Source organism: Pseudoalteromonas sp. S327 (assembly GCF_005886415.1).
GTDB classification, from domain to species: domain Bacteria; phylum Pseudomonadota; class Gammaproteobacteria; order Enterobacterales; family Alteromonadaceae; genus Pseudoalteromonas; species Pseudoalteromonas atlantica.
Genome location: NZ_PNDP01000050.1, coordinates 91005 through 113492 on the forward strand (window position 1 = coordinate 91005; position 22488 = coordinate 113492).

Consider the following 22488-nt stretch of genomic DNA (forward strand, 5'->3'; position numbering starts at 1 on the left):
TCTTTTACTTTAACAAGGGGATTTAATCACCCACCTTACTGGGCCTCTAACGATGCCATATCAATAACAAAACGATAGCGTACGTCTGATTTTTCCATTCGCTCATACGCGGTGTTTATTTGGTCAATATTAATCATTTCGCACTCTGGCAATACGTTATTTTTGCCGCAGAAATCTAGCATCTGTTGGGTTTCTTCTATCCCACCAATTAGTGAACCTGCGATGCGCCGACGACCCATTAAAAGAGGCACAGTGTTTAGCTCTTCTACGGGGCCAACTTGCCCAACAATAACTAGCGTCCCATCTATGTCTAATAAGGGTGTGTAAATAGACAAATCGTGCTTAACAGGTACGGTGTCAATAATAATATCAAAAGCCGACTGCGACGCTTTCATTGCATCTTCGTCAGTCGACACTAAATAATGCTGCGCGCCAAGTTTTACTGCGTCATCTTTTTTAGACTCACTTCGCCCAACCACAGTTACACTCGCGCCCATGGCTACGGCATTTTTAACAGCCATGTGACCTAAGCCACCAAGCCCTACAACGGCAACACGGCTGCCTTTTGTAACGCCCCACTTATGTAAAGGAGAGTAAGTAGTGATACCTGCACATAATAAAGGGGCAACGCGCGAAAGCTCTAGGTTTTCAGGGACTGATAGTACAAATTCTTCACGAACAACAATATGTTTAGAATAGCCACCTTGGGTCATCTCGCCGGTTTCTCTGTCTTTACCTGCGTATGTGCCTACCATGCCTTCTTGGCAAAATTGCTCTTCGCCGTTATCACACTGTTTGCAGCTTTGGCATGAATCAACCATGCAGCCTACCGCTACCGTGTCACCTTTTGCATAGTTTTTAACAGCGCTACCAATGGCTTTTACTTTACCTACAATTTCGTGCCCAGGGACTAACGGGTAACGGCTGCCTCCCCAGTCATTGCGCACTGCATGTAAATCAGAGTGGCATACGCCACAATATAAAATTTCAATTTCTACATCGTTATCGCGTAAATCGCGGCGCTCAAAAGTATATTCACCTAGTTGCGCACCTTCGCTTTTTGCTGCATATCCTACTGTTTTCATAACAACTCCATAGTCTGTAAAAATTTAAGTCGTCTACTTTTAGCTTATTTAAGTGCTTTATTTTAAAACCAATCCCATAAGGGCTGCCTCTAAAAATAATACCGGTATGCACTTTGATGTGGTTTACACTAACGCCGGCGCAGTGAATGCACCCTGACCAAAAAAGCCCAACAAGGTTGGGCTTTTTTAGCTTAAATGTTGGTTACTTATCCAGTAACGTATTTATCTCATCAATGAGTGAATGTATACGTTCAGCATTTTTTCCTAAATCGCTTCGCCCCACGCGTGACTTACTGCGTATATCGACAAAGCGCTGGCTGCCTTCGTCATTGATACGCACAACTACATCGTCTTTAAAACCAAACCATGTGGTGGTATCCGTTGCTTCTACAATGCCCGTAGCCGCATTAACATTAACAAGCTCAAACCCTAAATTTTTAACCGCTTGCTCGGTAGCAGCCAATAAGTCTGTTTTTGATTGTGCATAATTTAGTGTTTTTAGCTCAGGGTAAGCTTTGCGTTGCTGCGTGGCTGTTTCTTCTCCTGCGTATTCAGCTGGGTTTTTAGCATCTGCTCGCAGCGGTACAATTGCCACAAATTTTGGCGGGTTAATTAAATCGGTCGAAATATCATGGATCGCGGGTACGCTTTTAGCCTTGCTCATCATGCTCAGTGGCATTGCAATCGCGATGGCTGCAAACACCAATGCCATTAAAGTGCTGCCCATGCTAAGCGTTTTACGCATAAAAATAACCTGTATAACAAGCAGCACTAATGCAGCGCCACCCACATACACACCAAATCTAAACCCTGCAAACGCAGTACTTAGTTCAACAACGCCATACTTATATAAAGGCCCTGGCAGTAAAACGAGTAAAAAAGCGATTAAACTTACTAAGCTCACTAAAATTTTCATTATTATGATTCCTTTATCATGTGTGATCTTTAATTTTAAGTAGTTGAAACCAGTACATTATACTGCCAAGCACTGGGTTTAGATTACAATTAACAGCTCACGCCACTGTATAGTGATAATTAAGTGCTTTAAATAATAAGCTTTGTTCAAAAACCTTAAAATAAGCTAATTAAAACAACTAAATAACGCATTTTTATTATCAAGCAGCGGCGCTTTAACCTTAAACTAACGTACCTAGGCTGGCGTGTCAGTATCATTACACAAAAAAGTCTAAGGTCGCGCTGTTAAAGTTACTTAAATTAGGAAAAATATCAACCAGCTCCGAAACAGGCACGCCAAACCACTGCGCTAACGTTGCAAAGTATTGCTCGTTAGCCACTTGCGGAATTAACCGTCCGCCTCCGGTATCGTATTCGCCCTCTAATTGCTGAGTAAGTAACTGGCCATAAATAGAGCGGCCTTTTACCGCGCCGCCCATTACTATTTGATTACCCGCCCAGCCATGGTCGGTGCCATCTCCGTTTGAGGTTAGCGTGCGGCCAAAGTCCGACATAGTAAACGTGGTGACTTTATCATTCATGTTTAGCTCTTTCATGGCACTGTTAAACTCGCTGAGCCCTTGAGCTAGCGTATTTAATAATGCAGGGTGCGCAGTAAGCTGATCATCGTGGGTGTCAAATCCCCCCATAGAGACAAAAAATACTTGGCGCTGTGTACTTAACGACGACTGCACACTAATAGCTTTGGCCACCGCGGCTAATTGCTCACTCAAGCTAGTATCGCTAAAGGTGGTAGTAAGCGCTGGGGCTTGTTCAAGCGCAATGTTCATCGTTTGCGTGTTGGTAATTGCGCTATTTAAGCCATTTGCATATTCACGCCCTAGTACATGGCTTGCATTGCCTAACAAGCGGTTCATTATGTTAGTAACGTGCTCAGTGCGGGGCTGATAACCTCCAAAGGCGTTAATTGTGCTTATGCCACTTTTGTTAAGCGCAAAGGCACTGGTATTTGTGCCTGTTTGCCATAAATTAGTGCCATCGAGAGAGATATTTGCCGCAAACTGATCCTCCACAGCTAATCGCTCTAGCATACGTGCGCCCCACCCACTGTTTAAAGAGGCTTTTTCTCGGCCGTACATCCATGACGCTTGCTGATCGTTATGCGAAAATAAATGCTTAGGTAAAGGCACCGCGTTATTTTTGTAATCTGTTAATGTGGTGGGAGTAAGTAAAGTGCCTACGCCAGCAACAAAGGCTAAATCATCCGACTCAAACACGCTCTGTAAAGGCGCAAGTGAGGGATGAATACCCACGCCACCTGCAAACTGCTGAGAAACACTTAACGCTAGCGGATTGTCTACTGCGAGGTTTTGCCGGCTTTGCTCGTATAAACTACGCTGCTCTCCCTCAAGGGGTAGCAACATATTAAGTGAGTCGTTTCCGCCGTATAAAAATACACACACTAGGGCTTTATAATCACCGAGTTCTATTGCATTAGTTGCCCCCGTTAACGCTTGTAGCTGCAAACTGGTTAAAGCGGCTGCTGATACCCCGCCTTTTAAACATAATGACAAAAAGTCTCTTCTATTTAAGCTCATTATGCGCTCCTAATACTGCACGTTAAATTCAGGTGAAATAGCAATCATGTATAACAAGTACGAAACCCTCACGCGGTACTGATCCTCGTCAAAATAGGCATCTAAATCAAGCAAAGCTTGTGTAGTGTCAGCGCTCATATTGCCGGCAAAATACAGAGTATTGTATTGCTCTATCAGTGCGCTAATGCCATTTTGCGCCAAGTAATCCATATCGCTTTGAACATAAACATAAATTCCTGCAGGGTTTAACTCGGTATGCGCTTCGGCTGTACTCCAAACCAAACTTGCAAATAAGGCATTCATTGTGCCTATTAAAGTCGCATCGTTGGCTATTTGTAATTCAGGTGCTACCAAACCTTGGGTGCGTAACGCCGCACTTTGGTAATCGGGTCTAAAAAAGTTAAATACAGAGCCCGACTGCATGGGGCCTTGCCCATAGCTATCTACTAAGTTCCACGTTTTATAATAACCTTGCTGCGACTTCGCATTAAGGTTTCGCCAAAACTGCACAGTTTTTAAAAGTGGTTCTTTAATTTTACCTTGATAGCTAAGTACACTGCCAAAATGGCGTGCTTCGTCATCTAAATAAATAGCTTTAACAACTGCGGCTAAATCGCCTCGCACACCACTTCCATTATCGTTAAATACACGGGCAACGCGCTCTACATATTGCGCAGTAGGGTTTGAGGTAATTAACCGCTGAATAAGCTGCTTAGAAATAAACGGTGCTACGTTGTCGTGATTAAATAAATTATCGAGGGCTATTTTTAGCGACTCCTCTGGGCCATAACCAGGCGGTATAACCTCATTATTTAATAGTACTTTTTCTTTATCAGAATGGTACTCGCTGTAAGCTTGCATAGGGTTTATATAATCGCGGCTTTTGCGTTTAAAGGTTTCGCTGCCGGCAAGTGTCCAGCCTGTAAATACACGCGCAAACCCCTGTATTTGAGCCTGTCCGTAAGTTGCTATGCTATTACCGTTTGCATCTAGCTTAGCGGTGCCATCAAGGTTTAACTCATCTAGGCCAATGGTAAATAATTGCATAACCTCACGGGCGTAATTTTCATCTGGGCGAATATTAAGTGCTTCATCAGCTTTTTCGTTCCCTAAATGGCTTAGGTACGTGCCCATAATTGGCGAAAGCGTTACCTCTTCGAGTAACTCTCTAAAATTGCCAAACGCATGTTTGAGCAATAAATCGTAGTAAGTGATCATGCCCTCTGGTTGTGCTCGCAAATCGCTATTTTCATCCGATACGACCAATATTTCACTCAGTGCAAATGCAACGCGTTGGCGTAGTTGATCGTCACTTTGTAGCACCGCTTTCCACCATGCATCTATTCGGCTTATATATTTAAAGTCTTCGTCATCTTCAAGTTTTACCAAGTAGTTTCGATGGTAGCTAACTGGCAGTGCTATTTGGTCATCGAGCCATTGTTGCTCACTTAAACCTTGAGCACTGTTTATTTCAGCAAGCGTTGGGCCCATGCTAGCTTGGTGTAATAACCTAGCGGCGCTGTGTATGTCCATGCTGTTTTTGGCTACAAATGTAACGGTTTGCGTGTTTGTTGCCCCTTCATTATCGGTGGCTGTTACGCTAAATGAATACGTTATAGGCTCATAACTTTGCGCAGCGGGTATAGTAAGGCGGGTACTTAACGCATCTAATGGTTCATTCAATAACGTGGTGCCCGCAGTTTGTTGCCAAACCACACTGCTTATTGTGCCGTCTTCATCGCTTGCTGTTGCAATTAGCTCAATGGTTTGGCCTTTCGTTAATTCGCTGGGTATGTCGGCAACCGACAATGTAGGAATTTTATTTGAATTGACGGTGGGCGTGTCATCGCCGCCTGAGCCACCACAGGCGCTTAGCAATAAAGCACAACTTGCTAATAAAACTGATTTGTAATGCATGTTAAATCGTCATCGTAAATTAAAGAAGGTACGCGTGTATGTACCGAGTTTGATACGATTATTGAAACACAAAATTTACAATTTAACCTTTTATTTTTTGTAACCGAGCGCTATTTAACTGTTTTGTCGTTAATATTAACCTCAATAATGGGCTTTTTTTTATTAAAAACATTCACCTTATTAGCGGCTTTAGCCACACGTTGCCAAGGCGTATGTAGGTTCTCGTAAATTGGCCGCCAATACGCATCCATTACACTGTTGTGCCCGCGGTCGTTATTGCCAACGCCTACAGTAATTTTACCTACTTGATGCGCTTTTATCAGTGTGCCACAGGCTCTATCCCAAATGGCTAACGCTGAGCCTAAGTTACGGTCAAAATGTTTTGGGTTATCGCTGTGATGAATTTGGTGCTGAGCTGGGCTAATTAACCAATTTTCTATTTTTTTACCAAAGCTCCACCACACATGTGAGTGGCGTAAATTAGCGCCTAACGCATTAAAGGCAAATACAAATACATTAGCCCCCAAAATATCTAACATTGATAAATTTCGGCCAAAGCAATACACACAAACGCCCACTACAAAACCTTGGGCTAACGCCATTCGACAGGCATATAAATAGCTTTCAAACGGGTGGCTGCGATAAATGGTCATTGGGGTGAGCACTAACGCACTATGATGTACCTTATGAAAATGCCACAAAAACGGCACTTTATGCAGTGCTAAATGTAATAAAAACCGTGTTAAATCATCAAATATAAACAATAAAACGGTAAAAATAACTAACACCACAGTACTTGGCAGCTGCCATACTGCGCGCTCACCAAAAAGCCATTGCAGGGCATCACTTACGCCAATAGCAACAGGCACCATAGTTAACACTATAGGCACCCACAGCGCGGCTTTAAGTAAACGGTTTATAATTAATAATTGGTAGTCGAGCTTGGCACTTTTACTCAGCCAAATACGCTTACTAAATAAATAGCGCCCCAGCCCACGCCACGTGCGCTTTTTTTGCTGCGCACGGCCCGAGAAATACAGCAACATAGCAATCACTATCGCCGCAATGCTATAGCCAATAAAAATACGTTTATTGGCATCAAACAAATAATTTGGCGTTTGAAGAAGCGTTTGCCATATAGTCTCGAGCATAACTTACCTCTTAAAATTGATATTTGTAACCCACGGCTACGCTACGCGGTTTACCCGGGCGCGCGCCATATGGCCGACGACTAACAATGTTATCTTGGTCAAACAGATTATCTACCTTAGCGTAAATATGCCCATATTGATCAAGCTCGTAGCGCGCAGCAATATCTAGTACTGTTGTAGCGGGTACATCGACACCTGCTAACGGTAATGAAAAATCATTCCCTGTGGTGTTACCAAGCTCACCAGCGGTATAAGCTACGCCAGCGGCCTCTGGCATTTCTGAGGTGTATTTTATTAATACATCAACCGACCAATCGTTATGTGCAAGGCCTAAGCTCAGCGCAGCTTGATGATTAGGCAAGTACGGTAAATGATCGCCCGGGCGAATATGCCCCCACTGCGTAAATTCGCTAAATAGCTCTTCTTTAAACTCACTTTGCGTGTAGGTATAAGTTAAGCGTACCGGCACATCAATGTGCTTATTTAATGCGTAAGTGTGTGCAAATTGAGACTCAACGCCCCATACATCCACTTCCCCACCACTAAACTCGCGGTCAATTTCGTTTTCGATTCCACAGTTTGACTGGCCACAGCTTTCTACTAAGTTTGAATAATCATTAAAAAAGCTCACTACTTCCACTTGGCTGTTACCGTTGTTGTAACGGCCACCAAATTCATAGTTTACGCTTTTTTCAAACTCTTCATCTCCTTCACGTACAGGGCTAGATGGGCTTGAGGGCACAAACCCTTGGTGTACACCAAAAAGTAACCCTGCGTTGGCCGATAATTGGTAAAAGCCACTTAAACCAGGTAACCAAATACGGCTCGATTTATCTTGCCAATCGTTTGCTTGGCCAGGGCCGTCATTTTGATACGACATATCCATTAACTCGCCGCGCACGCCTAAACCAAGTGTTAGCTTATCGAAGGTTACTTTGTCTTCAATATATAACGACCACGCATCGGTAGATTCGGTATTTTGTGTGGTAAATACACTCGCGGTGTCTGTACGGGTGTTAACCGCGTTAACCATGGCGTATGTGTCTTCAAAGTGATCGCGCTCTATTTCATCTTGATGAAAACGCACCCCAAATGAGAGTGAGTGCTCTAGCCCAAACGCAGCTACTTGCCAATCACCATCAAACTGTATGCCCTGCGAGAAAAAGGCTCTGTCGTTAGTTCCCATGGTTAAAAACACATTGCTTTCACCACTTTGAACCGAATCGGCTTGGCCACTAATAACGCTGTATTCACGCTCAAAGCGTGTTGGGTCTGCCAAAATATCCGACAAACTACCACTGCTGTTAGTAACCGCGTTGAGTTTAAGCCATGCACGTTCAAAATCGTTGCGATAGGCGCGGGTTGTAAGGGCAAAATTGTCGCTGCTAAGTTGGTGGGTAAACATCACTTGCGTATGCTTAGTATCCATATTTGCAGGGCCGCTGACGGCATAGCGGCGATACGGTGTTTGCTGGTAATCTTCTTCGGTTAACCCAAGGTAGGTTTCGTTAGAAAGCTCATCTGAATAGGCCAGCTTTAACTCAAAGCGTTGCTTAAACTGCTCGCTATTAAGTGTGTAATCTAATTTAACTAATAAATCGTCTTTTTCAAAGCCTGTGTCTTGCCCACCATCAAGCTCTTTAAAACCGTCACTTTCTAGGTGAACGCCTTCAACTAAAAAGCCAAACTGCCCTTGACGGTTACCATAATACGCGTGCGCTTTTTTGTAGCCATCGGAGCCTGCTGAAATATCAAGCATACCGCTGGCATCATCAGGCACTTGGCGCGAAACTAAATTAAGCGTACCCGCCACCGTTTGCGGGCCATAATGTATGGCTGCTGGGCCTTTAAACACTTCAACTGCGGTCATGCGTGTAGTAAGCGGAAAATAATAAGCCGCCGGTGCCGAATACGGCGCAGGGCCAATTAAAACACCGTCTTCTAAAATGGTTATTTTTTTACTACGTTCAGGGGTTACGCCCCTAAAACCAATGTTAGGCCTTAGCCCAAAGCCATCTTCTTCGCGTATGTTTACCCCAGGCACCTGCGATAAAATACGATGAATATCATCAAACTCAAATTGTTCAAGTTGCGCTTCGCCAATTAAAGTTGCCGAGCCTGCTTCGGTGCGCAATTTATCGTTATGGCTAATAATTTGAATATGTTCTAATTCGTTTTTTTGCTCTGCCACTGCTTGGCAACTTACGGCCATAAGCAATGCAATTGTAAGTTTATTGTATTTCATTGTCGCCCTTAGTCGTTATCGCCTGCAGAGGTGGTAGGTAGCTCAAGTGCTAGCTCATTAATAAAGTCATTTTTTAGCTCATCGGTCAGCACTTTCACTTGCCCATGTACATCACGCACCTGTTGCTCGTTATCAATTAGCAAATCGGCCAGCGAGCTATCTATGCTATTTAAAGTGGCTTTAAGGGCTGCTATTCCTTCAACTAAACGTGTTTTAGTAGCCTGTGCTTGCTCTGCATCTAAAAAGTCATCAAAGCCAGTGCCTGCTTGCTCAGCGTCTAAATTACCCATAATTAACGCTTCAAACGCCGCTAAGTTATTACGAATATTATCTAAAGAGCTTTTCGCATCTAGGCTTTCTACATCTTCAGGGCACGCCGATGCGCCACACGAATTTGAAAAAATACCAATCGGCTCTGCTAATTTTTTATCTTTTACTATTGTGTCGATATAAAACAGTGCATCGCTAATATGATTAAGTGCTTCGTGAGTTGTGCTAAAACGAGAGCCACTTTGGCCGGTATTTTTTAATTCGTTAGCAAAACCGCTATCCCCTTGCCAAGCTTGTAATAACTGCTCTGACGAACTTAAAACATCTTCACTTGCCACCACAGCAAACTCACAACGAGCCTGACGACGCGCTAAATCTGTACGGTTATTCCAATCTGCAAGGGCATCATTTGCCACACTACAGTGATGCGCTAATTGCTCGTTAAACAACACATGCCCAATTGCAAATAAGCCACGGCGTGTTGCTGTTCTTTCGCTAATGGCATACGGGCGATTTTGATCTTGGTTAATAACACCGTCTTGGTTATACACCACGTCTTGGTCTATCCCACAACGGCTAGAAGTAGGCCATGAATATATTTGGTTACGTAACTGCCCTGCGTTATCAAGAAGCGGCCCCATTTGCATCATTTCGGCTTGTTGCCAACCCGCCATGGTATCTAGCCAGGCTTGTTGTGCTTGAGCACGCAGCGCAATGGCCTCTTCTGAGCTTTCTTGTACGCTTTGTATTTCAGCTTGGCAGTAATTTGCAACGGCCTGTGTTTGTGTTTGTGCTTGTTGATTAAACAAAACAAACGTAGGTGTTATTACATTATCGACTAAGTTAGCAACGAGTTGTGCTTCATCAAACTCTGTAACCGCAGGCGTAGTAGTTTGCCCGCTATCACTACTTTGAAAATCACTACCTGTGCTACTTGAGCTACTTTCACCACACCCACTAAGGGTTAATACAGTAGCTGCAACCACAACCCCTTTTTTTGCATAATTGATCATTATTTCAACCCTAAAAACTTTGAAAATTAAACGGCAAAAGGCCAGCCCGTGGGCTGACCTTCCTTGGTGCTAAAACGGGTGGTTATTACCAGTTTTCAACGTTTTGAGCATCAAAGCCGTAAACTTCCTGCATCAAATCACGTGCCTCTACTAACTGCGCTTTGTATGCATCTGTTAACAGTGGCGCTTCACCGAGCAATGTATGTAGCTCAGCAAATTTACCTGCGTTATCGTCGCTGTAAAAAGGTGAAAATGGGTTAAATTGAAAGTTCAGTGCAAAGCCTTTCATTTCACTATAGTGTTTAGCTAAATTAGCAAAATCGTCAGCACTTGCCTCTGTACCTTGTACTGTATCAATGTCGGCTAGTGTGTCGTTGATGTAATGTACAACAGTGGCTGCAATTGCGTTTTCCCAGTTGGCTACTGCAATATCACGCTGTGCTAATAACTGCGTTTTTTGATCATCGGTTAATGCACTTGGTGCAGCATCGTTAATAATTTTACGACCCGCAATAAACGCCGTCATTGCTGCGCTGCTAAAGTCAGTTGCTACTACCGCGCCTTTATCACGTTTAGCTGCATTGGTAGAGTTACCCCAATTGTATTCACTCGCTAAGTCAATTTTGCCATCGCCATCAATATCAGCGCTTGCGCTACCATCAGAAATAGCCTCGTCGCTAAATTCTAAATAATGACGAGCAGCGCCAAAGTAACCAAAACCTTCATCGTATTGATGCTCTAAAGTACTGTAAGTACCATCGGCTGCTGCATCGGTGTTATCTTCATCAAGCCCTTCGTCTAGGTAATCGTCAGTACCTTGCGAGAACATTAACGCACCTAGCGTGTGCTTTTGAATAAGCTGGTTTAAATCAAGGCCACTTGTTGTGATGTATGCCGCAGTAATGTCATTACCGTTTACATCCTCAGACTGCGTACCGCTTGCAATTGCATCTACATTCGCGGCAAGTAAATCAAAGTAATGAAAAATAAGCCCTTCTGGTGTTTTTGCTTGAGTGCCAAAGTCACTCCAGCCTTCAAATGTACCTTCTGTTAGCCAATCTTCTTCCATTTTAGACGCATCGTTACCAGCAATTTTACCTGTTAAGGTTTTGCCTGAATTCGAAATTTCTGCAAACGACTGTTGCAACGTAGTTGCGCCATCAATAAACAAAAAGCTGTTATCTTTTACGGCTTCGTAATCGCTCCAATAAGCCATTAACTGCGCTTTAACGGCATCGCCCGTTAAGCCTTCGCTTTCAATGTAATCAACACTTAATAAGCTTATGTAAGCTTTAATTTGCGCCGAAAGTGCATGACGAGCCACTTGGCCTGTGTAACTTACCGCAGAATTACTAGCATTAACTGTTGAGGCAAATTCGTAAACGTTTACGCCTTCTTGTGCTTCAATATCAGTTACAGATACGCTCAGTGTTTGTGTAAAACTTAAATCGCCAGCATCGGTTGCAGTAACTGTTACATCAACTGTTTCTACTTGCTCAGCATTAAGCGCTAACGTGCTTTTAAGCGTTAGCTCATTGCTGTCATTAATTTCAAAATACTGTTCATCATCAGAAAGTGTAAATACCATGCCTGTTGCATCGTCATCGGTTGCACTTAAAGTACCGACTACTGCGCCTACTTCATCTTCTGTTACAGCCGCTGTTGATAAGCTAATAGCGGTAGGTGCCGAATTAGTCACAGTTGGAGTGGTTGGTGTTTCGGTGCTATCGCTGGAGCTTGAGCCGCCACACGCAGTTAAACCCATAGTTGCAGTAATTACTGCACTAGCAAGGAGAGATTTACGCAAATTCATGTTGAATCCTAATATTGTATGTGAATCATTCTTATTTGTAATAGCGACTATTCTAATTACAAATACCTAACAATCAACCTAAATGTTGCTTTTTTGTTTTATTTTTAAAATAGTTTTAGTTTTTAGAACAAAGAAAGATCGGCAAAAATACTTTTTAACATAGCTAAACAGCGCGTAAATTGCTTAGCAAAACATTCGTTGTACAAAGTAAATCCACTCATTAAAGCAACTAACTATCAATAACTTATAATAACGCTTTGTTTGTACTAGATAAGTATTTTTAGAAAGACACACTGCGCCTTAAAGCTAAGTGCGAACATTACGTAATAATAAAATCACATTAACTTTTTAGATATAAAAGCTATTTGTAATAATTATTATTTATTTTAAAAACGCATCACTTATAGCGTTTAAGTGTGGTTTTTTGCTTCACTTACTGTTTTAGAGGCTTATATCAGCGTATTGATTAAAGGTATACTAGGGCGTGTTGACCTTGGCGGATAGAAATCTGTTCAATCTAGGGGCGATTAAATCGCAGCGCGTGGTTTGTAACTTAGTAGGCTCGATAACGGCTCCTGCGTTATTTTAATGACTTACATCCATGTAAGAATAAGTAAAAACCAATAAACAGGAGCTTATCACCCTAGAAAGAACCCAATGGGCAGCCCATGTTTGGCTGCAAATTCAACCATTAAAAATCAACACACCCAAGAGATTATGAGAGGTGGTAATGCATTAAATAGTGTAATTTTACTACTCACTTTTAGCTAAGCCATACAATAACAGAGCCTTTTTATGAAAACAGAAATTCGCTACCGCTTTGAAACCTCGCAAGTTGCTAACCGCTTTGTGCATGTACTAAAAGATTGGCCCGTAAACCAAGTTAAAACTCGCCTATTTAATGGCGGCGACAGTGTAAAAGTCACTTACGAGTATGATGAAAGCGGGTTTGATTACACCTCTGCCGAGCTAGATGATTTAGCAGAGCAACACGGTGGAAAAGAAGTTTAAGCACTTAACAACAAAAAGCTATTACAGCCCAATTAGCCATTAACTTTGCTTTAATGGCTAGCGCGTTTTATCACTTTACGTTTTATTCGTGATATTTACGGATCATCGCCACTTTACCGTTTTCAACTTCTATTACTTCCATCATTACTGATGTGTACTCGATTGGCTGCTTACTTTGCGGATGAATGCCCTTAGCGTGGTTTTTATAACGAATCGCAAAGCCGCTATCGTTAAATACAAAGGTATTTAGCAGCTCGCTTTCGTATAAGGTATGCGCGCCTAAATAAAAACGCATGCCCTTACGCATTAGTTTTTTACCCTCTGCAGTGCGAGAGTCATCTACTTGATACGGTATGTGCTGGCTGCCTACATCGTCTGTTAATAAATTAAGGTAGGCTTCAAGCTCTTTTTCACTTGCGTTAGGCGCTTGCGTGGCGGTCATTGTGTTGTAGTAATGTTGTGCAAATTTGTTTAAGTCCAGTGCCTCTTCAGCATTAACCGAAAAGGTACTCACTAATAGCAAACCTAATATAAATAGTCGTTTCATCACTTCTTCCTTGTAGTTAAAAGTATTGATTTATTTATAGGTACACTATATTCATATGTTCAAAAATAAAACAAATATTTTTAAGTTAATAAACCTACATTTTGCTTTTTACTCTATTGGTTGCCACGCTGTTGGCTGGATCGTCGGGCCAAAAATGCTTGGGATAACGTCCTTTCATTTCTTTTTGTACATCGCGATAACTACTAGCCCAAAAGTGCGCAAGATCTTGCGTAAGTTGTAAAGAACGCTTACCTGGCGAGAGTAATTCCATAAGCAGTGGCAGCTTGCCATTTGCAAGCATTGGTGTACTTGTTAAACCATACACTTCTTGCATGCGCACGCTAAGTTTTGCGGGGCCATCTAGCTGGTAATTAATTTTTATATTTGAGCCACTCGGTACCGTTAACCTAAGCGGTAACAGTGTTTTTAGGGCTGTTTGCTGTGTCCAGTCAAAACAATTTTGCAGTGCTTCAAAGTAGTTAAACTTTTTAAGCTGCTCCAGCGTTTTTATATCCTGTAAATATACGCCTAACCAATCATCAGCTGTTTTGATAAGTTGCTGCTCGCTTATTGCCGGGAACGTATCTGGCATAAACTGACTGGCTAAACTCATGCGTATTAATAATTGCTGCGCATCGGGTTGTTCATTAAATAATGCAAAGCCGTGCTTGGTAAATAAATTAAGCCACGCTTTGGCGCGCTCGGTTTTATCAAGCTTTTGCTTACTTGGTTGGCTTGTAAGCGTAATGGCGCCGAGCTTTACTTCGTCTTGATGGATAAACCGCGCGGTTTTTTCATCAAACTCACAGCGGGTAAGCGTAGTAAACAAATGCGGTAAGTAATCTTGTAGCTCAAATGGGCTAAGTGCGGTGGCTGCAAAAATACGCGTGCCTTTATGGCCGCCCATGCTTGCAATAGCAAGGTAGTCATCGTTATGCCAGTAATCGGTGTTTAAATCAGCGCCCGCACCATTGGCAAGTAAGTAGCCATTGCCGCGTTTTTTTGCAATGCGATCGGGGTAAGCTAATGCCACTAGCAAACCTAAATACTCTGTGTTTAGCTCGCTGTTACTGTCGGTTACTTTTAAACGGCTTTGCCAGTATTTTAACTGCTGTTTAAATACTGGGTGTGGCCTTTGCTGTTGGCTATGTAGCGCCAAGCTTAGCTCGTTGGCGCTGTTTATTCGGCTCTCAAGCAGCGCCACTAAATAAAGTGCTAAGCGATAAATACCAGGGAGTTCTGCCTCAAGCGCTTGCGCTTTTAAAAGCATATGCGCTAAACGAATATCCGCCCCAAAACCCAGCATGTTGCTGCCCAATTTAGTGAGCTTACCTTTATCGATGGCTTCAAGCATGGTTAGTAAGTTTGCCGCTTGCGTGCATTGCTGCGCTGTTGGCGTATCAAGCAAGGTGAGTTCGCTAATATTTGCGCCCCACTGTTTTGCCTCCAGCATAAGTTGGCTTATGTCTGAGGTGAGTATTTCCGGGCTATCGTGGCTATTACGTCGCTCAAATGTTTGTTTAGAGCCAAGCCTGTAAACAACCCCTGGCTCTATTCGCCCTGCACGCCCCGCTCGCTGCACAGCAGAGGAGCGCGATATACTTTGTGTTGTAAGCTCAGTTACGCCTGTTTTCAAGTTATAGCTCGCCGCGCGGCGTTTGCCGCTATCAATAACAATGCGAATGCCTTCAATGGTTAAACTGGTTTCGGCTACATTGGTGGTAAGCACTATTTTGCGCATACCCTTAGGCGCAGGGGCAATCGCCGCTTGCTGATTGGCTTTATCTTGCTCGCCAAATAATGTGGCAACTAAGCAGTTACTTGGTAAATCATTAAGGGCCTGCTGCACACGTACTATTTCAAATTGCCCAGGTAAAAATACTAATGCACTACCGCTTTGCTCGTTTAGTGCTTGTTTTATTAAAGAGGGAATAGCATCAAGCCAGCGGCTTTCATCTTTTATTGGTATGTATACTTCGTCTATGGGGTAACTACGCCCGCTTGATTGTATAACCGGGCAATCAAAAAACTGCGTATAGCGCTCGGTATCAAGGGTGGCCGACATAAGTAGTATGGTTAAATCGTCGCGCAGCGCACTTTGGGTCTCTAAAGCAAAGGCCAGTGAAGTGTCTGCTGCAATTGAGCGTTCATGAAATTCATCAAATATCAGTAAGTCTATATCGCTTAATTCGGGGTCGTTTTGTAGCATGCGGGTAAGCATACCCTCAGTGACTATTTCAAGGCGCGTATGGCTACTTACTTTACTCTCGCCGCGTACACGCAGGCCAACACTTTGCCCCACATTTTCGTTTTGGCACTGTGCTAAGTAATTGGCAATATTACGTGCTGCTAAGCGGCGCGGCTCAAGCATTACAATACGTTTAAAATGGCCGTCGCGCATAAGCTGAAGCGGCAACCAGGTTGATTTTCCCGCACCAGGCGGTGCTTGTAATAACGTTATGGGGTTACTTTGTAATGTAGTTAAAAGTTGTTGATATATGTTTTGAACCGGCAGCACTGCTATTTACCCAAAATTGCTTTGTGCGCATTGTAACAAAAACCAAAAATAAACGCGCCGCAAAAGCGGATGAGTTTACGCGTATCCATAATCAGAAATAATTACAGACCGCTCTGTACATTTTTTAAGAACATACGCGCTATATTAACTTCTACTACCCCAATAAAAAAATAACACCTTGATTATAATTACAAAAATTTAAATTTAACTTATTGGTACACGCCTTGCTCCTTTTATAGTGAACGTTAATTAAATCTAAGTAAGGAGATACTTATGAACAACGATCGTATGAAAGGTAATTGGAACGAACTTAAAGGTAAGGCGCAACAAAAATGGGGCGATCTTACTGACGACGATTTAGACAAAATTGAAGGTAGCCGTAAGGAGCTAGTGGGTAAAATACAGCAGCAGTACGGTAAATCTAAAGAAGAAGCAGAGCGCGAAGTAGACGAGTTTGAAAAAACTCACTAATCGCTAACTTCTAAAAAAACCGCCATTTGGCGGTTTTTTTGTTTAACGGCTAAAAAAGGACGTTATTTACGCTTTTAATTGGCTACCTATAGGCAGCTGCCTAATACGCTTACCACAAGCGGCAAAAATAGCGTTACATAGCGCAGGGGCGTAAACAGGCGTTGCGGGCTCGCCTACACCTGCTGGTGGCGCATCGCTTTGTATTATTTCTACTTCTACCTCTAGTGGTGAATCGCTCATACGCGGTACGCGATAATCATGAAAATTACTTTGCTGCACGCGGCCTTTATCAAAGGTAATACCCTCGCTTATTGCAGTGGTAATACCGTAAATAGAGCCACCTTGCGTTTGGTTTTTAACGGTATCGGTGTTTACTACCGTACCTGCATCAATAGCTACCCACGATTTAATCACATTTAAATCACCAGCGTCCGATACCTCTACCTCAACCACAGTAGCCACATACGTTAGAAAGCTGCGGTGCGCAGCAATGCCTAACCCGCGACCTTTTGGCAGCTTTCGGCCCCATTTACTTATATCGGCTACTTTTTCAATAACATGACGTAACTTACCAATATCTAATGGGTAAACGTCTTTATCGGCGCCATAGTTATCGTACGAGGCATTTTGCTCGGTTACATCTAAAATGCGATCAGGGCCTATGGTTTCAAGTAAATAGTCTTTTTGGTCACGCCCTGCTTTGTGCGCAGCTTCAGCAATAAATGACTGAATAGCAAAAGCATGAAAAATATTTGATACCGAACGCATCCAGCCTACTCTTGTTTTAGCGGGTGCCTCGCCGTTTTCTAGCTTTAAGTTAGGTGAATTTATAGGGTTATCGGTAAAGCCCAAGCGCAGCTCAAAACCTGCAGGCGACGTTGCCCCTTCTTGAAAGGTCGACATAATTGGCGAAAACGCCGTACGGTGTAAGTAAGCCTCAATATTACCTTTTTCATCTAATGACGCTTCAATATGTTGAGCCGATACCGCATGATAAAAACTGTGCTGAATATCATCCTCTCGCGTCCACTGTACGCGTATAGGTTGTCCTACTTTCATTGAAATGTAGGCAGCTTCTGCTGAAAAATCAGGTTTTGATTTACGCCCAAAACCGCCACCTAACATGGTGACATGCACGTTAATTTGGCTCTCTTGCATATCAAGTAACGCAGCTACGGTTTTCATATCAGCTTGCGGGTTTTGCGTTGCAGCCCATATATCAACGCGGTCTTTATGATACATCGCTGTAGCGCAAGGTGGCTCCATAGGTGCTTGAGCCAAATGCGGCGCGTAATAGTCGGCTACTAACTTATTGCTCGATTTAGCCAATACGCTGGCGGTATCGCCTATTTCACGTACATGCGCTTGCGGCTCATTAACGGTTTGTAATAACGACTTTTTAAATTCTTTTGAATTATAATCGCCGTTTTTACCATCATCCCACACCACCTTTAGTACTTTACGCGCCTGCCATGCAGCCCAGGTATTTTTAGCAACAATAGCAATACCGCCTTTTGGCTGAAATTGCGGCGCACCTTTTGGTACAGGCATTTCAATAATATCAACTACGCCATTAATTGCTTTAGCGGCGCTGGCATCAAACGATTTAACCACACCACCTACTACCGGTGGGCGCTCAATAATAGCCACCAGCGCTTTTGGTTCGCGAACATCAGCAGCAAATGTGGCTTTACCGGTTACTAAATCGGTTAAATCTATATGCGCCATACCGGTATTTATATAACGCCATTCTTTGCGTGTTTTAAGTGTTAACTTATCAACTTCTGGTGGCGTTATTGTAAGTGCTAAGTCGATTAAATCTTTATAAGTAAGCGATTTACCTGAGCTGTGTGTAACCACGTGTTGATTGGCTGTACAGGTTTGCGGCTCAACTTTCCAATATTTAGCGGCTGCGTGCTGCATCATATAACATACACTTGCGCCCATTTCGCGCAGGCGCTGCATGTTGTAGCGAATACTGCGCGATCCATCAGTATTTTGATCCCCGTATTTAGGGTCGCCCTTACCTTGAATAACAACCACTTTATCCCACGCGGCTTCCATTTCGTCTGCCACAATTTGGGCAATGGCGGTACGAATTTGCTGGCCCATTTCAGAGCGGTGGCAGGTTATTTCAACCATGCCATCGGGGCGCAGCGCTATAAATAAGTTAGCACGTTTTGCTTGCTCAGAGGGTTGCTCTAACACGCCTGCAAACGCTTTTGGTGCACTGCCTACAAAATAAGTGCCTAATACTAATGCGCCTATTGCGCTGGTTTTTAAAAATTGGCGACGGTTTAAGTCAAAGTACGTATTGTCGTTTTTCATACCTCTTCCCCTTGTTCATTTGGGTCAAAATATTCAACGCCCGCAATAGTTTTAGCCGCCGACTTAATTGCTTTATGAATACGCGGATACGTGCCACAACGACAAATATTGCCCGACATATTACTCACTATTTCATCATCAGTGGGATTAGGGTTAGCGGCTAATAAGCTTGCCGCTTGCATTATTTGTCCGCACTGACAAAACCCACATTGCGGCACTTTATGCTCAACCCAGGCTTTTTGCACGGGGTGGTCGCCTTGCTCGCTTAACCCTTCAATAGAGGTAATAGCACGCCCTGCCACAGCCGACACCGGTAATATGCACGAGCGCTGCGCTACGCCATCAATATGTATGGTGCACGCACCACATTGCGCCATACCACAGCCAAACTTAGGCCCGGTTAAATTTAATTCATCTCGAAGATACCAAAGCACCGGCGTTGACGGATCGCCTGTAAACTCATGTTTATTACCATTAACGGTAAGCGTGATCATATTTAACTCCTTGGCAAAGCGCTTTAAAGGAATGCCTTGTTGCGCGAGAACGGTTTGAATAATTGCTACTTTTTTAGCCTACCACTTAGGATTGGTTTATTGAAATTTTTATCGGCGAACCGCCAACTTATAGCTGTTATTTAGTGGCAGCTTTATTAGGTATAAATAAGAAGGCTTTATTGACTCTACTCAGCACTTATAACTGGCTCATTTAATAACTGCTCATCATTTTTATATACTTCAAGCCAACCAGGTGGCGATGTATCGCAACCAATTACAGTAACGTGTAATACGTAACTATAGCGTCCGTTTTTAAACGTATAACTATGATTACCGCCAGTGCCACTAACAGTCACATCGCCGTTAAATAAAACCATATCTGGCTTGTCCTTTGGCCTTTTATCACTACTCCACACTGCATAACGGTAATTTCTATCACCTAAATCATCAACGCGAATATGGTAGCTAGCCGTTTTCCAATCCAGCACTGGCTCTTCATACGTATTAATACTTGAATGGAGTGATTGCTTGTCTTGTTCAATTAAGCGTTTAGCAAATGCCTGCTCTTTAGATGTTCCGCGATTTATACCGAAAATTTTGCCGTCAGTATCAACCCACATCACGCCGTTATTTAGCATAATGCCGCGCCAACCAACTTTATCCCAATCGGTATTAATATTAGAGCTGCCAATAACGGCAACTAGTTCATCGTCGAACACTTCATCAAAGCGGTTAATAAACTCAGCTTCATTTTTAATGTCGGGCAATGGATATTGCCTTTTTAGAGGGTAGCGAATATGCGCAGCAATCGCAGTTTTATCCTCCGCTTTAAAAGCAGCAATAACAGGTAAAACACTCTCGTGATACTTCTGCTCAAGCGCAAATGTGTTCGATGTGAAAAGTAGGAATAGGCAAAGCAATATGTAATTTAGATACTTCATGAATAGTCCTTTATCTAAAGTAATAGAATAGATTTATAAAGAGATTAAATGTATTAGAGTTTTAGGCAAAGTATATCTAACAACCTAAAAGAATAAATAATTATTGTTTTAAATCAATGGAGTACGAATGTAATCCCACTTAAAGCTTAGCCTTTACTATTTTTTAAAAAGGCAGCAAATTCGTGAGGCGAACTATCATAAAATAGACGTATTATATTTTCTGTTTCATCTTCATTTTTATCTATAAAGATTTTAAAGGTGCTACGCTTAAAGAAGGGCCCTAGAAAGCGCCTTCGGATGGAAGCACTGGCAGAAATGCACCATAATTTTTTTTCTAGGCAACTTATTTGCAATGAAGCCTCATTATCCCCTAAGGATTGAAAAAATAAAATTTTCATGGCGGATTCTGAACTCTCATTCTCCCAAATAAAACCTTTGAAAAAGGTTATAGCTTCACTAATGTTTGGTTGTAATGGAACATCCTGCTCCGCTTCCTCATCATAATACCCACAAAAAATATTTTCCATTAGATATTTTTTCCTTTTAAGTTATAAATTTTCAGCTTAAAGAAGCTAAAAATCACATTAAATAAACCTTATAAACTATACAGCTTATTAATAAATACATAGATTATTAATCCGCATATAAACGAAGCTAGTATATTTGAGTAAATTCGAACGTCATAGCTTTTCATAAAGCGTTCTTTCATTATAGTTATGGGGATTAAAGCTAAGCACAAATAAGCAAACCAAGAAGATACAAATATATCTGCTAATTTAGATTGCATTAAGGGAGCGCTATTGCCATATTTTGCGTTACTTATCGCCTCAAAACTCTCACGATCGAATGCGATGGCAGCTACACCAAATAAAAAAATTATATGAGTAAATAATAAAGCTAAATTTAGCGCTCTTTTAAACAAGCTGATTTCATGAGTTTTAATAATACGCGATCCTTGCATTTTAGCTTCCTGTTCCTAAAAATTGATTTGAAAGGCTAGTCTGACTTGTTTAACCTCAAAGCGAAAATTAAATAACGTTCCTGCGAATAAAACAAGTTTGCTTTTACTTTTTTTGGCTAACCGAGTTTGGGTGCCATGGGCTGAAGTATCATAAAAAAGCACAACGCGAGATCCTATGATAATATTTTATATAAACCAAACTTACTTGGTGCTTTTTAAAATCAATCTAAGACACTTTACTTTTTTAACCTAAACAAAACCTGCTACTTCGTTTTTCATTGTAAAAGATTTGAAGTGAAATCTAGCTTATTTTTTCTTATTGGGGCTCTTGCTGCAGGAGTAGCTATATGTTTAATTTATATACTATATTAGATAGCTAAAAAATTGTAGTTAGTCTAAGAGTTGCCAATAATGCATATGTCGAAGCCGTATAAAGTGTAACCGCGACGTCTTTTTTTTACCTTGTTTAAATGATGATTAAAGAGAATTTAATGAAACACGACAGAGTAACATTAAGTGAAAATATAAAGGGTGTTTTTTTATTTGTTTTATTCTTTATCATCACCTTAGTTTTACCGATTGCATCATATAATGAAGTGGCATTTGTCTTTGAGGCGTTAAATAATCACCCGATGATTTTTAAGGAAAAGAGTTTTGCTCCGAGCTTAATTTTAGGCACGCCAGCATTTGCTATGCTCACCCGGCTAATATTATTAAAAGTAAGAAACACTGAAGTAGAGCCAGAGCTTCTAATTAAATGGTATAAGCTCTGTGGGATTACTTTAATTTTACTATTAGTTTCAGTTCCTACTTATACTTACTTTATTGAAAGTAAAATTAAAAGTGAAGGCTATATTATTTGTAACTCTTACAGTGGCAGCACTAGAGGAGCCCCAGATGTATGGGTTACCTCTCAACACTACTGCATTAAAAAAGGTTACAGAGTCAGCTCAGAAATAATAGATTGGTTAAAACAACAAACGACTGAACCAAAACCAAAAGATGTTATAAAAAAAGTAGATGAGCTACTCGCTAATAGCCCTTGATGATTTTTTAAAATACACACAAAAACGAGCCTCTCTGGGCTCGTTTTCGTTTTTGATCTGACTCCATAAAAGTAGACACCTATTTAGGAGTCAGTTCTCATGAAAGTAAAAGCGTTTCGTAAACATACAGAGGAATTTAAAAGAAAAGTGGTGCAAGATTCAAT

At 42.0% G+C, this 22488-nt stretch carries 18 protein-coding genes; 3 read left to right on the forward strand and 15 right to left on the reverse strand.

The window, feature by feature from the left end:
* Positions 1 to 35: 35 nt before the first annotated feature.
* The 8 genes from CWB60_RS15615 to CWB60_RS15650 all read right to left on the reverse strand — a co-directional run bounded on the left by CWB60_RS15615 (position 36) and on the right by CWB60_RS15650 (position 12007).
* Positions 36 to 1085, reverse strand: coding sequence for an NAD(P)-dependent alcohol dehydrogenase (locus CWB60_RS15615; protein WP_096739975.1), 1050 nt, complete (start codon positions 1083 to 1085; stop codon positions 36 to 38).
* Positions 1086 to 1287: 202 nt separating this feature from the next.
* Positions 1288 to 2001, reverse strand: a complete 714-nt coding sequence (locus CWB60_RS15620; protein WP_055252973.1) for a DUF1499 domain-containing protein — start codon at positions 1999 to 2001, stop codon at positions 1288 to 1290.
* 256 nt (positions 2002 to 2257) lie between these two features.
* Entirely contained in the window at positions 2258 to 3598 is a 1341-nt protein-coding gene (locus CWB60_RS15625) for a DUF1501 domain-containing protein (protein ID WP_138577558.1), read from the reverse strand.
* Positions 3599 to 3607: 9 nt separating this feature from the next.
* A complete protein-coding gene (locus CWB60_RS15630; RefSeq protein WP_138577560.1) occupies positions 3608 to 5515 on the reverse strand; it encodes a DUF1800 domain-containing protein in 1908 nt (635 codons plus the stop codon).
* A gap of 110 nt (positions 5516 to 5625) precedes the next feature.
* Positions 5626 to 6666 carry a sterol desaturase family protein gene (locus tag CWB60_RS15635; protein WP_138577562.1) on the reverse strand — a complete coding sequence of 347 codons (1041 nt, stop codon included), beginning with the start codon at positions 6664 to 6666 and terminating at the stop codon, positions 5626 to 5628.
* Between the two features lie 10 nt (positions 6667 to 6676).
* Positions 6677 to 8911 (reverse strand): TonB-dependent receptor family protein, encoded by a 2235-nt coding sequence (locus tag CWB60_RS15640; protein ID WP_138577564.1) that lies wholly within the window; start codon positions 8909 to 8911, stop codon positions 6677 to 6679.
* An 8-nt stretch (positions 8912 to 8919) separates the two neighbouring features.
* The gene (locus CWB60_RS15645; RefSeq protein WP_138577566.1) at positions 8920 to 10194 is read right to left on the reverse strand and encodes an imelysin family protein; all 1275 of its coding nucleotides are present in this window, start codon (positions 10192 to 10194) and stop codon (positions 8920 to 8922) included.
* A gap of 85 nt (positions 10195 to 10279) precedes the next feature.
* Positions 10280 to 12007 (reverse strand): DUF4856 domain-containing protein, encoded by a 1728-nt coding sequence (locus CWB60_RS15650; RefSeq protein ID WP_138577568.1) that lies wholly within the window; start codon positions 12005 to 12007, stop codon positions 10280 to 10282.
* Positions 12008 to 12802: 795 nt separating this feature from the next.
* On the opposite strand from CWB60_RS15650, the gene CWB60_RS15655 reads away from it, so the two are divergent.
* Positions 12803 to 13018, forward strand: coding sequence for a hypothetical protein (locus CWB60_RS15655; protein ID WP_004587424.1), 216 nt, complete (start codon positions 12803 to 12805; stop codon positions 13016 to 13018).
* Between the two features lie 82 nt (positions 13019 to 13100).
* Here CWB60_RS15655 and CWB60_RS15660 read toward each other — a convergent pair whose 3' ends face one another.
* Positions 13101 to 13565 (reverse strand): nuclear transport factor 2-like protein, encoded by a 465-nt coding sequence (locus CWB60_RS15660; protein WP_004587425.1) that lies wholly within the window; start codon positions 13563 to 13565, stop codon positions 13101 to 13103.
* A 94-nt stretch (positions 13566 to 13659) separates the two neighbouring features.
* Positions 13660 to 16083: an ATP-dependent helicase HrpB gene (gene hrpB / locus CWB60_RS15665; protein ID WP_138577570.1), complete on the reverse strand. Its 2424-nt coding sequence runs from the start codon at positions 16081 to 16083 to the stop codon at positions 13660 to 13662.
* 273 nt (positions 16084 to 16356) lie between these two features.
* Here hrpB and CWB60_RS15670 point away from each other — a divergent pair, with 273 nt between their 5' ends.
* Positions 16357 to 16554: a CsbD family protein gene (locus CWB60_RS15670; protein ID WP_064386857.1), complete on the forward strand. Its 198-nt coding sequence runs from the start codon at positions 16357 to 16359 to the stop codon at positions 16552 to 16554.
* Between the two features lie 66 nt (positions 16555 to 16620).
* On the opposite strand, the gene CWB60_RS15675 is transcribed toward CWB60_RS15670, so the two are convergent.
* From CWB60_RS15675 to CWB60_RS15695, 5 genes are all read right to left on the reverse strand, one after another.
* Positions 16621 to 18882, reverse strand: a complete 2262-nt coding sequence (locus CWB60_RS15675; protein ID WP_138577572.1) for a xanthine dehydrogenase family protein molybdopterin-binding subunit — start codon at positions 18880 to 18882, stop codon at positions 16621 to 16623.
* The gene (locus CWB60_RS15680) at positions 18879 to 19376 is read right to left on the reverse strand and encodes a (2Fe-2S)-binding protein (RefSeq protein ID WP_024034278.1); all 498 of its coding nucleotides are present in this window, start codon (positions 19374 to 19376) and stop codon (positions 18879 to 18881) included. The genes CWB60_RS15675 and CWB60_RS15680 overlap by 4 nt, the downstream gene beginning before the upstream one ends.
* Before the next feature lie 185 nt (positions 19377 to 19561).
* Positions 19562 to 20317: a hypothetical protein gene (locus CWB60_RS15685; protein WP_096739988.1), complete on the reverse strand. Its 756-nt coding sequence runs from the start codon at positions 20315 to 20317 to the stop codon at positions 19562 to 19564.
* 146 nt (positions 20318 to 20463) lie between these two features.
* The gene (locus CWB60_RS15690; RefSeq protein WP_096739989.1) at positions 20464 to 20844 is read right to left on the reverse strand and encodes a hypothetical protein; all 381 of its coding nucleotides are present in this window, start codon (positions 20842 to 20844) and stop codon (positions 20464 to 20466) included.
* A gap of 68 nt (positions 20845 to 20912) precedes the next feature.
* On the reverse strand, positions 20913 to 21278 hold the full coding sequence (locus tag CWB60_RS15695) for a hypothetical protein (protein ID WP_096739990.1): 366 nt from the start codon (positions 21276 to 21278) through the stop codon (positions 20913 to 20915).
* Between the two features lie 491 nt (positions 21279 to 21769).
* On the opposite strand from CWB60_RS15695, the gene CWB60_RS15700 reads away from it, so the two are divergent.
* Positions 21770 to 22324, forward strand: coding sequence for a DUF1240 domain-containing protein (locus CWB60_RS15700; RefSeq protein ID WP_055016808.1), 555 nt, complete (start codon positions 21770 to 21772; stop codon positions 22322 to 22324).
* Positions 22325 to 22488: the final 164 nt, after the last annotated feature.

Coding starts and splice junctions, on each gene's coding strand:
- CWB60_RS15670 (WP_064386857.1), top strand. CDS start 16,357: ATGAACAACGATCGTATGAAAGGTAATTGGAACGAACTTAAAGGTAAG.
- CWB60_RS15650 (WP_138577568.1), bottom strand. CDS start 12,007: ATGAATTTGCGTAAATCTCTCCTTGCTAGTGCAGTAATTACTGCAACT.
- CWB60_RS15645 (WP_138577566.1), bottom strand. CDS start 10,194: ATGATCAATTATGCAAAAAAAGGGGTTGTGGTTGCAGCTACTGTATTA.
- CWB60_RS15620 (WP_055252973.1), bottom strand. CDS start 2,001: ATGAAAATTTTAGTGAGCTTAGTAAGTTTAATCGCTTTTTTACTCGTT.
- CWB60_RS15695 (WP_096739990.1), bottom strand. CDS start 21,278: ATGCAAGGATCGCGTATTATTAAAACTCATGAAATCAGCTTGTTTAAA.
- CWB60_RS15675 (WP_138577572.1), bottom strand. CDS start 18,882: ATGAAAAACGACAATACGTACTTTGACTTAAACCGTCGCCAATTTTTA.
- CWB60_RS15685 (WP_096739988.1), bottom strand. CDS start 20,317: ATGAAGTATCTAAATTACATATTGCTTTGCCTATTCCTACTTTTCACA.
- CWB60_RS15615 (WP_096739975.1), bottom strand. CDS start 1,085: ATGAAAACAGTAGGATATGCAGCAAAAAGCGAAGGTGCGCAACTAGGT.
- CWB60_RS15700 (WP_055016808.1), top strand. CDS start 21,770: ATGAAACACGACAGAGTAACATTAAGTGAAAATATAAAGGGTGTTTTT.
- CWB60_RS15635 (WP_138577562.1), bottom strand. CDS start 6,666: ATGCTCGAGACTATATGGCAAACGCTTCTTCAAACGCCAAATTATTTG.
- CWB60_RS15690 (WP_096739989.1), bottom strand. CDS start 20,844: ATGGAAAATATTTTTTGTGGGTATTATGATGAGGAAGCGGAGCAGGAT.
- CWB60_RS15680 (WP_024034278.1), bottom strand. CDS start 19,376: ATGATCACGCTTACCGTTAATGGTAATAAACATGAGTTTACAGGCGAT.
- CWB60_RS15625 (WP_138577558.1), bottom strand. CDS start 3,598: ATGAGCTTAAATAGAAGAGACTTTTTGTCATTATGTTTAAAAGGCGGG.
- CWB60_RS15655 (WP_004587424.1), top strand. CDS start 12,803: ATGAAAACAGAAATTCGCTACCGCTTTGAAACCTCGCAAGTTGCTAAC.
- CWB60_RS15630 (WP_138577560.1), bottom strand. CDS start 5,515: ATGCATTACAAATCAGTTTTATTAGCAAGTTGTGCTTTATTGCTAAGC.
- CWB60_RS15640 (WP_138577564.1), bottom strand. CDS start 8,911: ATGAAATACAATAAACTTACAATTGCATTGCTTATGGCCGTAAGTTGC.
- CWB60_RS15660 (WP_004587425.1), bottom strand. CDS start 13,565: ATGAAACGACTATTTATATTAGGTTTGCTATTAGTGAGTACCTTTTCG.